Consider the following 16,534-nt stretch of genomic DNA (forward strand, 5'->3'; position numbering starts at 1 on the left):
ATAGTTGATTATGAAATTCTCACTATCATAACCCGACTATCTTATTATATTCGCCTCAATTTTTCCATTTCCGAAAACTTGCAATTTATACTTGCCCTCACCAATTATTTTTTTCCCTTTAATTTGTTCCTTTTCAGTATCCTCAATCCTTTCCCACTCTATATTTCCCTTTAATTCATTTTGCATATCAGTGATCGCTTCGACCGCTATATCTTCGCCTTCATGAATATTTAATCTAACTTCTCCATTGCTGGTGATAACCCAATTATTTTCAATATCTTTCACGCTAATATCCATTGATCTATCATAATAACCACTTTTCTTAATCTCTACTTGCTTTTCATTTGGAACAAAAATCCTATACTGAAAATCCTTAATTCCTAATTTTAGATTGTGGGCTCTAGGTAATTCAACGATGTCCAAGTACAATATATTGCCTACTTGATTTTTAATGACCCCACTCTGTTTGACATATCCATTCGCCTCTTTTTGTGATGTTGCTAAAGCCTTTCCTCGCCCTGTAACAATAACGTTTTTATCATGAGTGGTTCCTAGCTCTAATCCACAGGCAGCACTATTTATAACAATCTTTTCAATTTTATCGTCGATATGAATTATCTCTTGGGCCAATTTCACCTCATAGTTTTCACTATTTACTACGTTGGATATAATAGGTAAGATGCCAATAGATGTTAATGTATACACGCCCATGCTAAATACAATGATCATTATTGTCATAAAAATACTAAAAAGATCATATTCGATTTTTGGATTTGCCTCCTTTGAAAAATACAAAGAACCCAATACTTCTATTCCTAGTATTAGTAAAATAATCGGCCATAGCTTTAGAATTCCACCAATAAACACCATGTCTTTCCATATGCTGAATAATAAAATTATACCCAGGGTTATAAGTAATATCCCCATTGAAAAACTTCCTACTCTCCACTGCCTCACCCTTAATCTCCTCCTCTTTCTTTCATATAACGTGTTTTTTACCTAAAATAAGCTTCATTCCTCCAATAATGAGCAAAAGGCTTATGAGTCCAACCCATGCAGTACCCTTTACTGAATGCCCAACAACCGCAGTGATGATAGGAATGATCATGGTTTCATAAAGCATTAAACTCCCGACTACTATAAGTATCATACCTGTTTTTTTCATCTTGCTCCTCCTTCCTACCATATGAATAGACGTAATCTATAACATTTACCCTTCAAATTCTACACAAAAAAAGAAGGTATTTACCTTCTTCACATATATCTCCAAACTCACTAATATTGTGATTTCATCATCAGCATGTTATCCAAAGCATCATCTGTACAGATTTCTTCGTCAGAAAATAAGTGCAGTAACTTCATAAGATTCTCCCTAGTATAAGGAATGTGCCACTGTCTATACTTCGATACCCAATAACTTCCCTGAATCGTCTTTATTTTTTTAATGCGATCAGATGCATAGGGGAAACTTACATACAACAAATGCTCACTTTCCTTACCAATTTGTATAGCCATATTCATCCTCCATCATATCATTTAAAAAGTCTTACTAGCCTTTATCATTCTTCGATAGGTATTGATCACATTGCTTTCCAATAGACTGCATCACCAAATATGAAGGCAATTGCTTAGATTTGATTTGGTACAATTTACAGCCATAAGGAAAACTCATATCCCAAGTAACATAATAAAATTTACAACTAACACAATGAATCCTTTCCATGTCCAGTCCCTTTCTAGTCTCTATTTTTTAAGCATATCTTTAATAGCCTTTGCAAGGACATCATCAGAAACTTTTATCACTTTAGTATTCTGTTTTTGGTATACAATCTCCTGGATATGATTCGTATCCTTCGCGTCAATTACTTTCTTATCATTGTTTTCTTTTGCTTTAAGTATAGATTTAAACATCCCCTTATCACCTCTCATCAACGTGCTTAGCTCCTTGGTATAATCCACTTAACATTTTCAAATAAGTACATACAATCTAATTTAATGTTATATCTTGAAAGCTTATAAATCAAGTAGGCATAATAAATAGACTATTAGGTTTGGCATATAAAACAATAACGAAACAATTTCGATGGCCATGTGTTTTACATAAGCAGAGCCTTCCACGGATGGAAGGCCCTAAAAATCTACACTTTCAAAAGTAGAATAATAATTGACATTAAACTTAAACATACGCTGATGAGATTAATGAATACTACTACTTGTTTAGGGTTAAGCCCTGACGATAACAATCTATGATGAATTTGACCCGCATCAGCCTTGTATATTGGTTGACCATTTAAGAACCGCCGCACTACAACAAAGATATTATCAAAAATTGGTACACCTAATGCAAGTACAGGAATTAAAATTGAAATAAAAGTAGCTTGTTTAAATGCACCATCAAGAGCAATAACGCCTAGTAGGAAGCCTAAAAAATTCGCACCAGAATCTCCCATAAAAACTTGTGCAGGATGTCTATTATATCTTAAAAATCCTAATACAGCTCCAACAACAAGTACAGATAGCAGCGCTGAATCATTCTGCCCTTTGGCTAAAGCAACAACAAATAGTGTTGACCCCGCTATCGCTGTTAAACTCCCTGCGAGTCCATCCATACCGTCAGACCAATTGATAACAGTAGTTACTCCTAATAGCCACAAAACAGTAAGTATAAATTGCAGGAACTCTGGCAAAACTATGTATTGTTGCGTAAATGGGTTGGTAAAGCCATAGAATACTATTCCAGAGAAATAAACTATCACAGCTGATATTGTTTGAACTGCTAATCTTGGCCATACCGAGAATTCTTTACCTTGGGTTTTATACCAATCGTCAACTAACCCAATTAAAAGAATCAAAAACGAAGCTATTAAAATAGAAAAAAATTTCTGATCTACTGGTTTTATTAAAAATATATAACCACATAAAAACCCAAAGAAAATCGCAACTCCGCCAATCAAAGGTATTGGCTCCTTATGTTTCTTCCTTCCTGTAGGCTTATCTACAAAATTAACGCTTACTGCATATTCCTTTAAAATCGGCATTAGTATATAAACAATAAGGAAAATCATCAACAATGATATTAAATATTTCATTAGGTTTTTCTCCATTTCTTTAATATCTTATCATTTATCACAAGATCTATTATATCACACAATTTCTCTGGATAATATTTCAATTTAATTTCTAATACAAACATAAAAAACACCCTTTCGTATTAAATGTTTGATTACATTCATATAAAAAGGTGTTCAATAGGCATATTCTTAACTCAGAGAGTTGAAATTCAAATGTTATTCTTCAATCTCCCAGTTGTGGAAGACCTCTTGTATATCATCGTCATCCTCAAGCATATCAACGAGTCTATTCATCAGCTTGATGTGCTCAGGGTCTGTTAATTTCACCGTCGTTTGAGGTATCATGGCTACATCTGCAGAAACAAATACATATCCTTTTTCTGCCAAAGCATCCTTTACTGTATATAAATCCTCTGGCGCTGTAATAATGATATAGCCGCCACCCTCAGAGATAAAGTCTTCTGCTCCTGCTTCTAGAGCTTGCTCCATCAATTCATCTTCATTAATTTTTCCATTGGCCTCAATGATAATTTGACCTTTTCTATCAAACATGAAACCAACACAACCTGTTGTACCAAGGTTTCCACCATTTTTATCAAAATAGTATCTCATATTGGCACCAGTTCTATTTCTATTGTCAGTTAGCGTTTCAACAATTACAGCAATCCCATTAGGTCCATAGCCTTCATAAACAATGCTCTCAAAGTTAGCCCCGTCTAATCCGCCTTCGCCCTTTTTAATTGCTCTGTCTATATTATCATTCGGCATATTAATACCCTTAGCTTTATCAATGGCAGTCTTTAATGCTGCATTATATTCGGGATCTGCGCCACCTTGTCTTGCCGCTACAGTAATTAATCTTGCATACTTCGTAAAGATCTGTGCTCTTTTCGCATCTTGTTTCTCTTTTCGATTGGCAATTGTACCATGTCTTCCCATATTTCCACTCCTTGTTTTTCTTAAAAGCTTATTAAACCATTGTAATTTTACCATAAATTTTGGTACAAGTAAACAGAAGATACAACGCATCCCTTTCTGGCCCATCTTCTATAAATCATACGCTCACTGATTCAACGTTTTTCACCTGCAACATATGCTACGTCTATTTCATTTCTTTCTATTAAGGAGCATATGCACTGTAGGTTCTCTAAATAATTTTTCTGCTACTTCATGGATTTCATCCTCATGGATATAATCGAGCTCTTTCATATCTTCAACAAAAGCATCTATTCTTTTTCCCATAATTCTTTGATGGAGTACATAGCTTCCTAAACTCTCAGAGTCCTCTAAAATTGAAGCAACAGCTGTTTTCAGAACCTTTTTCATGAGGTTGATCGTTTTTTCATCGAGACATATCTCTTTTTTCTTGATTTTTTCAATACAGTCATTAATCGCATTTCGTGCTTCCTCAATATCCTCTTCACTTACTGCTGTATAAATATATAGTGTTTTTATTGCCTCTGTCGTATCAATCTCAGAATAAATATCGTAAGAAAGGCCTTTTTCCTCTCTTAATGCCTGAAAGAGAATAGAGTTCGCACTTTCCCCTAGTTTATAATTTAAAATCTCTAAAGCAAGCTCTTCTCTTCTGGAAAATCCATGAAAAGTATATAGATAAATAAGGGTACTCTGTTCAATATTTGTTTTATAGGATGTTTTTTCAGTACTTCTATTCCGCTCTATAACCACATCAGCAAAAGTCTTTTTCATAGGTATCCATTGAAGAAAATGGTTTTCTACCATTTTCTTTACCTCTTCATGGGGTAAAGGCGAGACAATACTAATGATACATTGATTGGGTATATAGTGGACTTTGTAATAATTCTCCAACTGCTCCTTAGAAAAACCCTTTATTGTCTTTTCACTGCCTATCACAGTATGTCGCAGCGGTCCATTCTTAAAAGCTGCCTCATTGATCTTTTTATAACTATATTGTTCAACATCATCTAAGTCCGTTTTTATTTCTGCTAAGATTACTTTTCTTTCCCGCTCCATCTCATCTTTAGGAAATGTAGAATTTATGATCATATCCGATAGCAGTTCAATGGATGGGCCTAGCTCCTCAGTAAGAGCCGTTATAGCGAAAACAGTAGAAGCATAATCTGTATACGCACTATACGAGCCGGCTCTCTCTTCTAGTTCCTGATTGATTTGATGGTTATCTCTCTTCTTCGTCCCTTTGAACAGCATATGTTCAATGAAATGGCATATACCTTTTTCGCTCTTTTTTTCATACATAGCGCCCATCTTGAAACCTATATGCAATGAGGAGATTTGTGTATCTCTACAAATTGTAATTAATTGTATACCATTGTCTAATAAAAATTCTTTGCTATTAAACACCTACACCATCCTTTACATAATAATCTATTAGAACGAATACATCTTTCTATAAAATAATTATATTCGATTTCTAAACAAATAAAAACCATATATATTTACTTGCCGTTGTAATATACTATTGATAGTAAAACTATCTTTGAGGATTAGGTGACCTATGAAAAAAATAAGTCAATTACATATAGGGTTTATTCTCTTGCTCCCTTTAGCCCTTGGAGCTTCGTATCTTGCATCATGCTTTCCATCTGTTATAGAGAATTTTTATACAAAAAAAATATATAGATTCATTGGTCAAATGCTAAGTCGGCTGACTGGGATACTCCCTTTTTCTTTAGGGGAGATTATTGTAATCTCCTCAATATTATTGATCATTGTTGGTCTTATCTCTTTTCTTCGTCATCTCACTTGTGAAAATCTGAATAGGCCTAAAATTATTATGAATTACTTAAAAGTTCTGCTCCTTTTGATCAGTTTCACTTATTTTGTCTTTATCTTCGTTTGGGGACTAAATTACCATCGTATGCCCTTATCTGATATTGCCAAAATCGATGTAAGACCTTCTTCTGTAAAGGAATTAAGCGACCTTTGTTTGGTGCTGATTGAACGCGGAAATGGGTTGCGTGATGATGTACTCGAAGATGAGAGGGGTGTCATGCAGTTGCCAAAGGGCAAGTTAGATATGCTTTTGAGGGCCCATTTGGGTTATACAGAGACATCTAAGAATTTTAGCGAGCTAGGCGGTACATTTGGACGTCCAAAAGGCGTTATATTTTCGAAAGCCATGTCTTACATGGGCATATCCGGCATTTATTTTCCTTTTACTGCCGAAGCCAATGTAAACATGGATATTCCTGATGCTATGCTCCCTAGTACAACTTGTCACGAAATGGCCCATCAGAGAGGCTTTGCAAGAGAGGATGAAGCAAACTATATTGCATATCTGACATCAACCATGCACCCTGATGTGGATTTTCAATATTCAGGTGTACTTTTGGCCCTACTACATTCCATGAATGCCCTGTACATCCATGATCCTGAGAGTTTTCTAAAACTCAAATCCATGTATAGTGAAGGCCTTCAGCGTGATTTAGAGAACCTTAATGCATATTGGAAAAAATATGAGGGACCTATTGAAAGAGCTACTACCAAAGTAAATGATGCATACTTAAAATCAAATATGCAAGAGGATGGGGTTCATAGCTATGGAAGAATGGTTGATCTTCTATTAGCGGAACAACGATCAAAACAAGTAAAATATTAACAATATGCAAAAAGACCCTTACAATATAAGGGTCTTTTCCATAAATTAAAATATTGTGCCAATACCAGTAATATTTTTTTCTAAATCTTCTCGATAATCATCATGATCGGGGTTTAGACTGTTAATCAGTACTCTACCCTCCCTGCCTGTTGCGTGGACATAGCGATCCTCACCCATATACATAGCCACGTGACCAGGGAAAAACAACAAATCCCCAGGCTTCATCTGCTCTCTATCTATTTTTTTCATATACTCATCCTTTAGGATAGCATCCCGATAGATGATTACACCATTCAACATATAGGCCATGGAACATAATCCTGAACAATCTATTCCTATGGGGCTCTTTCCACCCCAGCGATATTGAGTTCCAAAATAAGACAAGGCAGTATCCACCAATTTCTTTCTGAAAACATCCTCATTCTCGTTTGGGCAATCGTGCTCCATCTTTTTGATAAATGATGTTCTTATCCAACCTTTCTCTCCTTGGGGAAGAATAACCTGAATCCAATCATCTTCAGCTTCTCCGGTGACTCTTACGAAGGCGCCTCTTGTTAACAAAGCAATAGCATAGCTTGCATATTTAGGTTCGGCCATGACGTCCACTATGGGATGTATGATCACGTGATCAGCTTCTTCTTTCCACTTCAAAGCGGCGCTCGAATCAATCATTAAATGACTTTTATGCATGTATCCATGATACCCATAGTGGGTTTCTATGTAAAGCCACTCTTCATTTACTTCCTGTTGGATCTTCACCACCATACCATAAAGCCCTTCATCGGCTAACTCACTCTGAAAATTTGGGTTTTTCATCACTGAAACTACTGTGCTTTTTAAAATGGCCCACTCGTTTACAAGGCTGTTCATACGATATACCTCCTTAGGATTAAAATGTTTCTTTTGTCTGAAAATAATCGTAAACGCACTTTGATACCTTCCCTATAAGCTGCTTCGCTGTGAGATTGCTAACAGCCTCCGTTACAAATACTCCCAAAAGAAAAGTATGGGTGGGAAGATAGAAAATACCTATATCATGGTTTAAGTTTAAAAGATCTCCCGTTTTATGAGCAATGGATAGATCCTCTGGCAAATACCTTTTCAGCATTTCAAGATCTTTTTGTTTTTTCATGATATCCAACATCAATTCACATAACTCCGGGTTTAATATCTTCTTTCTATAAATAGTTTCTAGCAAGTGGACCATATTTCTGGGACTCGTTTTATTCTGCTGTCCCCTCTTTACAGCCTCCTCATCCATCATTTTTCGTTCCAACACTGTTTTCTCTAAGCCTAACTCCCTAGCTAATTTATTGATGCGATCAAAACCGAGTAGATCGATGAGAACATTTGTAGCAGTATTATCACTGACAATGATCATCAGTGTAATCACATCTAACAGGGTAAACTCTTGAGTTTTTAGATCTGATAAAATGCTGTAGGGAACTTTATCGTTAGGCTCGATAATAACCTTTTGATTGAGATCATATCGCCCTTCATTCACTTGCTTCATGGCTTCTACCATGATTAGTATTTTAATAATACTCGCCGAAGGAATTTGATCATCTCCTCCCAACTCATAAATCCATTGATCTTTTTGCAAATCTTTTAAAACAATAGCAACCTTACCCGTTGCTCCTTGAATATGTTTTTCTATTTCCTGACTTAGCATTTATTTTTCCTCCCCTTCTCATGTATCTATTTCTATATAACTCCTGATGTTCCTGCAAAAAAAATAGCCCTATGATTGTTTTTCTTTAATCATAGAGCTGTCTTTTCGAACTCAGTTTATTTTGTAAATGTTTTTATCATTTTGTTTCTCTTTGAAATATATATATACACTGGAAGTCCGATAGCTGTAATCGCCAAACCATATAGGGCATTACTTGTATCTGTAAAAAGCGTATTCACAATAATGTATAGGCCACCTATTATTCCAACCATTGGAACAATAGGATAGAGAGGCACTTGGTAAGGTCTTTCAATATGTTTATGCTTCTTTCTCAATATAAAAACTCCAGCAACTGCCATGGTAAAGAATATCCACAATATAAACGTTACCAAATTCGTCAGCATCTCAAAAGATCCAGAAAAAACATAGATACAAGCAAGGACTACTTCTAGAGCAAAGGCATTTAACGGAGTCTGGTATTTTTCATTTATTTTTCCGAAGAAACTTGCATAAGGCATAAGTCCATCCTGTGCCATAGCAAAAGGAATTCTCACCCCAGTTAATAGATACCCATTCAACGCTCCAAAAATAGAGATCAAAATACCTGCAGATATCAATGCTGCGCCACCATTACCAAAAAGAATCGTTGCGGCATCAGAAGCCGGCTTGCTAGATGCAATAACTTCCTCTACAGGAATTACTTGAATAATGGCAAGATTGATTAAAACATATACTGCTATAATCATAGTAACACCTATAATAATAGATTTCGGAAGATCCTTTTTGGGATTCTTTAACTCTCCTGCAATATTTCCAACTCCTACCCATCCATCATAGGCCCAAAGCGTACCCAATATGGCTGTACCAAATCCTGTAATCGTACCTACACTCGTTGTTGTACCCATAATACCTTGGGCGGTCCCCTTCGTTAATCCATATCCAATAATAATAAAGATTGGAATGAGTTTTCCGATGGTTGAAATGAATTGTACTTTACTGCCTAATCTTGTTGATAAAACATTGCTGATCATAATGATAAGTATCATAGCAACAGCTAATAATTTTTGTTGTAAATCATTTAAGGGAACAAAAGAGGTAGCCTGGGTTGCAAATACGATGGCCAGTGCCGCTGCTGCACCTGGCACGTAAATTACTGATTGCACCCAACCAAATAGAAAGGCCCATTTTTCTCCATATAACTCTTTTAAGTAAACAAATACCCCGCCTGTTTTAGGTATGGCTGTTGCAATCTCTGCAATCGTAAGTCCAGACGCCATGGTGATGACTCCCCCTGCAATCCAAGCTAGAATACCCATCATTGGCGATCCAGCATTTTTAAAAACAAAGGAAGCTTTGAAAAATATTCCGGATCCAATAACTACCCCTATAACAATAGCTATTGCTTCAAACAACCCAATTTCTTTCTTCAAACCTTTTATCTCACTCGCATTTGCTGTATCATTTACTCTTATTTTAGATTTGCTAACCGATTCCATCCATTTCCCCATCCTTTCCATATTAAAAACAACGACTTCAACTGCTTTTTCTATTCCGTAATTCCCCAATTAATACGTGTAACCACCTCCTTCTTATCATAGAATCTTATATAAATATAAAAACAGGGGTAGAACAGCATGCCAAAAATATGCTTTCTACTCCCTGTCCTTTTATCTGAAAGTTTCCCTAACCAATTGATTAGGTTGCTCCTTTGATGCTGCCATTGGCAGTCTCTCCAGGGTTGTGTCAAATTATTGTACCAGACCTGAAAGCTTCAAGATAAACAATTAGCCTTGTCTACCTCTTTCTTCTACGGTTATTCCAAAGAATATCTCCAATAATTTTCATCCACAGATAATTTAATTGTCGAATTTAATTGCCTTATATAGTTTAAATCTTACACCATCTGCAGTCAATAACGAATGAAAAATGTAACATTTTCTTAAAGAAACTAAAATATTTTAAGGTTAATGTAATTCAAATATTTAAATAGTTTTCGAATATTTCATCTTATTTAGAGCTTTCCTTCCTGAAAATACTTCATGTATTCTTCATAACCTTCCTTCTGTAAATCTTTTGCAGGAATAAACCTTAAAGCTGCACTATTTATACAATAACGTAGGCCACCTTTTTCTTTTGGCCCATCATTAAATACATGTCCCAAATGAGAATCCCCTTCTTTGCTTCGTACTTCTATTCTGTGCATGTTATGGCTAAAATCAGCTTTCTCTTTAATAGCACTTCTTTCTATTGGTTTCGTAAAGCTTGGCCAACCACATCCTGAATCAAATTTATCTCGGGAAGTGAATAAAGCTTCTCCTGTTACTATATCCACGTAGATGCCGTCTTCTTTATGATCCCAAAACTCATTTTGAAAAGGAGGCTCTGTTCCATTTTCTTGAGTTACTTTATACTGAATAGGTGTTAGCTTTTTCAATAATTCATCTTTGTTTGGTTTTTCCAATTTTCCTTCTTTCATATTATCCTCCAATTCTTAATATCAATTATTATTTTTGCTTTCATTAGTTTATCCACCCCTTTCAAAAATACCCACTACCTTTTCATTTAAACCCTATACAAAACAAATGACCATAAGATTTAATCCTATGGCCTTGATGCATTTATTGTCTCCATGCCTCTTCATCATTCATCATTTTGCTTATCTTCCATCATCCTAGAAGTCTCTTCAGTTAGTGTGGATAAATAAATACTGCCAAGTATGCCCTCCCAATCCTTGCTATTGACTATAATAATATCTCTATCCATGTATTTCTTATGAACGCTCCAATAATAGCCCGGTATATAGGATGTTGAATTCTCCTGATAATACAATCCATCTTTGATATTATCGACCAATATGATCATTCTTGATGTATCATCCCTTGAAACATAATAATCTTCTGGCAAGTATCCTTGGTTTACAAGCCAAGCGTTTTCTCCTTTATGAAATTCAGGTGCCCCGTGGATTTTTGTTATTGCCGGATAAATCTCCTCTTCAAAATGCTTCTTCATCTTGTTTATTTGATCCGCTGAAATAGAATCTGCATTTCGCAAATCATCTTCTGGATAAGATAAATCATTAGCCACCCATATTTCTACATGTTCAGCTGTGTCCCTTAATGAAAACATCTTTGGATTCAGTTCATAGTCCAAAAAGTATTTTGTTTTTTCATCTATAATAGAGCTAGCTTTTTTATTTACACCATTTATCTCGTAAAGGTCTAGACCTTCAACATTCTCGATCACTTTTTTGTCTGCTTCTTCTAAATAGCCCTTTTTCCCTATAAGTCTATTTAGCATATCAGTGATTCTTATGGGATTTGATTCCCCATAGCTTAAGGAGATTTCATCTTGGGACGCATATGTAAATTCTTTGGGTAGAAAAATACATAGCGTTAACCCACCAACTAGAATTGCTGTAATCGTTTTTTTAAACATAGCTAATCCTCCTCTTCTCTTTCGTTCAATCAAGAACTTTTCTCCCTTATTACAGTTTTTTATAGATTTCTTTATCATGAATTATATAGGATTCCTTTAGAAAATTTTGTAATAACGCCTTGTCCTATTACTTGTTCTTTTCATGTATTCTGTTACTTTATTAGGCTTCAACTTTTAATATGTCGTAACCTACTCTATTTATTGTGGTACATCGCTATAACATCCACAAAAAATAAATACAATATTTTTCTTTTATTACAAGTCTTGGCTTGACTAAAGGCCAGAACTGAATATTTATATATATATATTTATTTTTATGAATTTTCTATATTGACTTCCACTTAATCATTTATGTATAATTGTATACAATTATACTATTATATCGTTAGGAGTGATCTTCTATGAATAAAAATTTAGTAATGCAGATTCTTGAAAAAAACCTTCTTTCTGGAAAGCTTACGGAAGGAAACGAAGTCTCTATCAGAGTAAACCAAACGCTCACTCAAGATTCTACTGGTACAATGGTTTACCTCCAACTTGAAGCAATGGCTATTGAAAAGATCCAAACAGATCTTTCTGTTGCATATATTGACCACAATACATTGCAAACTGGTTTTGAGAATGCAGATGATCATGAATTCATTAAGACGGTCGCTGCAAAATATGGCATTGTTTATTCCAAGCCTGGCAATGGAATCTGCCATCAGCTACACTTAGAAAGATTTGCAAAGCCTGGTGGTGTGCTTCTTGGCTCTGACAGCCATACGCCAACCTGCGGTGGCTTGGGTATGCTGAGTATTGGTGCTGGCGGGCTAGATGTGGCCGTTGCCATGGCAAAAGGATATTATTACCTAAAAGTTCCAAAGGTCTTAAAGATAGAGCTAATTGGTCAGTTGCGTCCTTGGGTTTCAGCAAAAGACATTATTCTATTCATTCTAGGCAAGCTCAGCGTTAAGGGCGGCGTCGGCTACATCATTGAGTATGCTGGTGATGGCATCAAACAGCTCTCCGTAACGGATAGAGCAACGATTACCAATATGGGTGCCGAACTGGGTGCAACCACTTCCATATTCCCCAGCGATGAGATTACAAAAGATTTTCTAATAAGACAGGATCGCGAAGAGGATTTTAACTATTTACAAGCTGATCTTGGCGCTTCATATGACAAAGAAATGGTGATTGACTTGAGTGATATTCAGCCTATGACTGCCCTGCCTCACAGTCCAGACAATGTTGCAACCGTCGAGAGTGTTTCAGGGATTAAAGTAGATCAAGTTGCAATTGGCAGTTGCACCAACGCATCCTATACAGATCTTATGAAGGTAGCAAAAATACTGAAAGGTAAAAAAATCCATAAGGACGTTAGCCTAGTAATTTCTCCAGGTTCAAGCAGCATACTCAAAATGCTTTCCGATAATGGCGCTCTTGGAGACCTTATTCAAGCAGGCGCAAGGATTTTAGAAGCATCCTGTGGTCCTTGTATCGGGATGGGCCAAGCACCTAAATCCAAAGCAATTTCCCTTAGAACTTTTAACCGAAACTTTCAAGGACGATGTGGTACCGATAATGCAGGCGTATACTTAGTAAGTCCAGAGACAGCAGCTGTTTCAGCAATCACAGGGCACCTAACGGACCCTAGATCCTATGGAAATGAGGTACAGATCACAATTCCTGAAACATACCATATATCTAATAACTATTTTATTTTTTCAGATCAAGACAGTTGGGATACACAGATTGTTATGGGGCCAAATATTAAGCCTTTTCCAATCAATAAGCCTCTGGAATCCTCTATCAAAGGGAAAATATTGCTAAAGACATCAGACAATGTAACTACCGATGACATCATGCCATCTCACGCAGGCCTTTTGCCTTATCGCTCCAATATTCCAGAGCTATCCAAGTACTGTTTTGGTACGCTCATGGATGACTTCCATATAATAGCTAGAAAGTATCAAGGCGGATTTATCATAGGTGGCGAAAATTATGGTCAGGGTTCAAGCCGTGAGCATGCTGCCCTAGTTCCCCTATACCTTGGGGTAAAAGGAGTTATTGCTAAATCCTTTGCTAGAATTCATAAAGCGAATCTAATAAATGCAGGTATTCTTCCCCTCATCTTCATAAATAAGGATGATTATGCTTTCATTGATCCACTAGACGAATTAGAATTTCCTGATATCCTAGAAGCTTTAAGTCAACACAAGGAAATTTCTCTATATAATGTGACAAAAAATATTTACATCAAAGTAAAATTCGAAGGTTCTTCCCGTGATGCTCAAATATTAATGGCTGGTGGATATCTAAACCATGCCAAAGAGATAGTTCTATAAAAGAAAGGAAGATGAACAATGTATCATATTACACTCATCCCTGGGGATGGCATAGGACCAGAAGTCGCAGAAGCGACCAAAGCTGTTATTGAAGCTTCAGGTGCAAAAATTCAATGGGAAACTGTAAATGCAGGTCTTGATGTATTAGAAACAACAGGTACGCTTGTACCAGACGGAGTTTTTGATAGTCTAGAAAAAACAAGAATCGCTCTAAAAGGCCCTATTACAACACCAATTGGCTCTGGATTTAGAAGTATTAATGTAATGTTAAGAAAAAAATATGATTTGTTTTCTAATACACGTCCTGTAAAAACCATTCCAGGCATCGATGTACCTTTCCAAAATGTTGATCTCATCATCTTTAGAGAAAATACTGAAGATCTATACATTGGTGAAGAAAGGATGCTCCATGATAATGCTGCTGAAGGTATAAAGCGAATTACGAAAGAAGGCTCTTTCAGAATTATCAAAGCAGCTTTCAACTACGCAAATCAAAACAACAAATCAAAAGTAACTGTTGTTCATAAGGCTAACATTATGAAGCTTACTGATGGTCTCTTTCTTCAGTGCGCCCGTGAAGTAGCGAAAGACTATCCCCATATTCAGCTTCAGGAAGTCATTGTAGATAATATGTGTATGCAGTTGGTTATGAATCCCAGTCAGTTTCAAGTCATCGTTACAACCAATCTTTATGGTGATATTCTCTCAGATCTTTGTGCCGGTCTCGTTGGCGGCCTAGGTATTGTTCCAGGAGCAAATATAGGAGAAAATATGGCGATCTTTGAAGCGGTTCATGGAAGTGCTCCCGATATCGCCGGAAAGAATTTAGCCAACCCCATAGCTATGATTTTAACTGGAGCTATGATGCTGAATTATCTAGGTGAATCAATCAAATCCCGTTCCATTTATCAAGCTGTAGAAGCTACAGTGATTCAAGGCAAGTTTATTACAAAAGACTTAGGGGGTTCTGCTTCCACAAAAGATATGACAAATGCAATAATAGAAAATATACAATTATAAAAATAAATCTACGGGAGGTTTCAAAATGAGCAATTCAATTGCAATAGATTTCTTGCACAATTTAGCAGTCTTAGCTGAAAAAAATAATTATATAGCGTCCGAGTTGTATCAGAAACACAACGTAAAACGAGGCCTCCGAAACGAAAATGGAACCGGAGTACTAGTCGGCCTTACAAATGTTGCTTCAGTTCAGGGTTATAAATTGGAAGGTAATATCAAGAAACCAGCTGAAGGAAAGCTTTTCTATCGTGGTATCAACGTCGAAGATTTTGTTTTAGGTTTTCAGAATCAAAAGAGAAGGGGTTTTGAGGAATGTGTCTACCTTTTACTGTTCGGAGTACTTCCTACAGAAGAACAGCTTGCCCAATTCAATCAATTATTAGATGAACATCGATATCTACCTGCGAACTTCACGGAAAATATGATTCTTAAGATACCGAGTAAGGATATTATGAATAAGCTTCAGCGAAGTATCTTGGTTCTCTATTCTCATGATGAAAACCCAGATGATACGACGATTTCTAATGTGTTAAGACAAAGTATCCAGTTAATTTCTCGTTTCCCTACAATTATATCTTACGGTTATCAGGCTAAAGCCCATTACTTTGACAATAAAAGCTTATTCATTCACGCTCCTCAAGCTGGCATTGGAACTGCTGAAAATATTTTATACATGACTCGGCCCGATAATGCTTATACACAAACAGAAGCAGAAATTTTAGACCTAGCCTTGGTCATTCACGCAGACCATGGAGGAGGGAATAATTCTGCCTTCGCAACCCATGTTGTGTCCTCATCTGGCACTGATACCTATTCTTCTATTGTAGCTGCCATTGGTTCCTTAAAAGGCCCTAAACATGGAGGCGCCAATATTAAGGTGCGGGAAATGGTTCTAAATATTAAAGAAAATGTTTCTCGTATAAATGATCGGGGCATATTAAAGGATTATCTCTGGAAAATTATCAAAAAAGAAGCCTTTAACCAAGAAGGCTTAATATATGGCATGGGACACGCTGTCTATACAAAATCTGATCCCCGTACAAGTTTGCTGAAAGGTAAAGCATTCGAGCTAGCCATTGAAAAGGATAGGGTTGACGAATTTAATCTATACAAAAATATCGAGGAACTTTCCTTAGAATTATTTAAGGAACTCAAGGGGGATTCCTATGATATCTGCGCCAATGTCGATCTATACTCTGGTTTCGTATATGAGATGTTAAATATTCCACCCGAACTTTATACCCCATTGTTCGCCACTTCGAGGATTGCTGGCTGGTGTGCCCACAGAATTGAGCAATTGGTAAGCGACCAAAAAATTATCCGTCCTGCCTACGCAAATACATGTCTTACAGAAAAATATATCCTCTTGCAAGAAAGAGCTTAAAATGCTATAAATAAAGTAACA

The 16,534-nt window shown here is 36.2% G+C and carries 15 protein-coding genes, 1 pseudogene and 1 riboswitch; of the genes and pseudogenes, 4 read left to right on the forward strand and 12 right to left on the reverse strand.

The genetic code is table 11. The annotated features are described in order from the left end of the window. Nucleotides 1-36: 36 nt before the first annotated feature. The 7 genes from HNQ80_RS08665 to HNQ80_RS08695 all read right to left on the reverse strand — a co-directional run bounded on the left by HNQ80_RS08665 (nt 37) and on the right by HNQ80_RS08695 (nt 5,414). Nucleotides 37-957, reverse strand: coding sequence for a hypothetical protein (locus HNQ80_RS08665; protein ID WP_184310208.1), 921 nt, complete (start codon nt 955-957; stop codon nt 37-39). Between the two features lie 22 nt (nt 958-979). After that, on the reverse strand, nt 980-1,165 hold the full coding sequence (locus HNQ80_RS08670) for a hypothetical protein (protein ID WP_184310210.1): 186 nt from the start codon (nt 1,163-1,165) through the stop codon (nt 980-982). 110 nt (nt 1,166-1,275) lie between these two features. Then, entirely contained in the window at nt 1,276-1,515 is a 240-nt protein-coding gene (locus HNQ80_RS08675) for a hypothetical protein (RefSeq protein ID WP_184310212.1), read from the reverse strand. Between the two features lie 228 nt (nt 1,516-1,743). After that, complete coding sequence (locus HNQ80_RS08680) at nt 1,744-1,932, reverse strand: hypothetical protein (RefSeq protein WP_184310214.1); 189 nt, start codon at nt 1,930-1,932, stop codon at nt 1,744-1,746. 206 nt (nt 1,933-2,138) lie between these two features. Then, nucleotides 2,139-3,038 carry an MraY family glycosyltransferase gene (locus HNQ80_RS08685; protein ID WP_330602808.1) on the reverse strand — a complete coding sequence of 300 codons (900 nt, stop codon included), beginning with the start codon at nt 3,036-3,038 and terminating at the stop codon, nt 2,139-2,141. A 249-nt stretch (nt 3,039-3,287) separates the two neighbouring features. Next, nucleotides 3,288-4,010, reverse strand: a complete 723-nt coding sequence (locus HNQ80_RS08690) for a YebC/PmpR family DNA-binding transcriptional regulator (protein WP_184310218.1) — start codon at nt 4,008-4,010, stop codon at nt 3,288-3,290. 168 nt (nt 4,011-4,178) lie between these two features. After that, nucleotides 4,179-5,414 (reverse strand): M16 family metallopeptidase, encoded by a 1,236-nt coding sequence (locus tag HNQ80_RS08695; protein ID WP_184310220.1) that lies wholly within the window; start codon nt 5,412-5,414, stop codon nt 4,179-4,181. A 154-nt stretch (nt 5,415-5,568) separates the two neighbouring features. Between HNQ80_RS08695 and HNQ80_RS08700 the strand changes: the two genes are divergently transcribed. Beyond that, the gene (locus HNQ80_RS08700) at nt 5,569-6,672 is read left to right on the forward strand and encodes a DUF3810 domain-containing protein (protein WP_184310222.1); all 1,104 of its coding nucleotides are present in this window, start codon (nt 5,569-5,571) and stop codon (nt 6,670-6,672) included. Nucleotides 6,673-6,717: 45 nt separating this feature from the next. Here HNQ80_RS08700 and HNQ80_RS08705 read toward each other — a convergent pair whose 3' ends face one another. From HNQ80_RS08705 to HNQ80_RS08725, 5 genes and pseudogenes are all read right to left on the reverse strand, one after another. Beyond that, a complete protein-coding gene (locus HNQ80_RS08705; protein ID WP_184310224.1) occupies nt 6,718-7,542 on the reverse strand; it encodes a C40 family peptidase in 825 nt (274 codons plus the stop codon). Nucleotides 7,543-7,561: 19 nt separating this feature from the next. Further along, nucleotides 7,562-8,344, reverse strand: a complete 783-nt coding sequence (locus HNQ80_RS08710; protein WP_184310226.1) for a serine hydrolase — start codon at nt 8,342-8,344, stop codon at nt 7,562-7,564. A 116-nt stretch (nt 8,345-8,460) separates the two neighbouring features. After that, a complete protein-coding gene (locus HNQ80_RS08715; protein WP_330602810.1) occupies nt 8,461-9,909 on the reverse strand; it encodes an APC family permease in 1,449 nt (482 codons plus the stop codon). 84 nt (nt 9,910-9,993) lie between these two features. Beyond that, a riboswitch (glycine riboswitch) is annotated at nt 9,994-10,090 on the reverse strand. A 265-nt stretch (nt 10,091-10,355) separates the two neighbouring features. Next, a pseudogene (gene msrB / locus HNQ80_RS08720) lies at nt 10,356-10,802 on the reverse strand (peptide-methionine (R)-S-oxide reductase MsrB); the annotation flags it as partial. Between the two features lie 182 nt (nt 10,803-10,984). Further along, complete coding sequence (locus HNQ80_RS08725; protein ID WP_184310230.1) at nt 10,985-11,779, reverse strand: hypothetical protein; 795 nt, start codon at nt 11,777-11,779, stop codon at nt 10,985-10,987. A 401-nt stretch (nt 11,780-12,180) separates the two neighbouring features. Between HNQ80_RS08725 and HNQ80_RS08730 the strand changes: the two genes are divergently transcribed. The 3 genes from HNQ80_RS08730 to HNQ80_RS08740 are packed head-to-tail and all read left to right on the forward strand — an operon-like array spanning nt 12,181 to nt 16,513. After that, on the forward strand, nt 12,181-14,109 hold the full coding sequence (locus HNQ80_RS08730; RefSeq protein ID WP_184310232.1) for an aconitate hydratase: 1,929 nt from the start codon (nt 12,181-12,183) through the stop codon (nt 14,107-14,109). An 18-nt stretch (nt 14,110-14,127) separates the two neighbouring features. After that, nucleotides 14,128-15,129: an isocitrate/isopropylmalate dehydrogenase family protein gene (locus HNQ80_RS08735; RefSeq protein WP_184310234.1), complete on the forward strand. Its 1,002-nt coding sequence runs from the start codon at nt 14,128-14,130 to the stop codon at nt 15,127-15,129. A gap of 25 nt (nt 15,130-15,154) precedes the next feature. Further along, nucleotides 15,155-16,513 carry a citrate/2-methylcitrate synthase gene (locus HNQ80_RS08740; RefSeq protein WP_184310236.1) on the forward strand — a complete coding sequence of 453 codons (1,359 nt, stop codon included), beginning with the start codon at nt 15,155-15,157 and terminating at the stop codon, nt 16,511-16,513. Nucleotides 16,514-16,534 lie beyond the last annotated feature (21 nt).

This window comes from Anaerosolibacter carboniphilus (genome assembly GCF_014205875.1).
Taxonomy (GTDB): domain Bacteria; phylum Bacillota; class Clostridia; order Peptostreptococcales; family Thermotaleaceae; genus Anaerosolibacter; species Anaerosolibacter carboniphilus.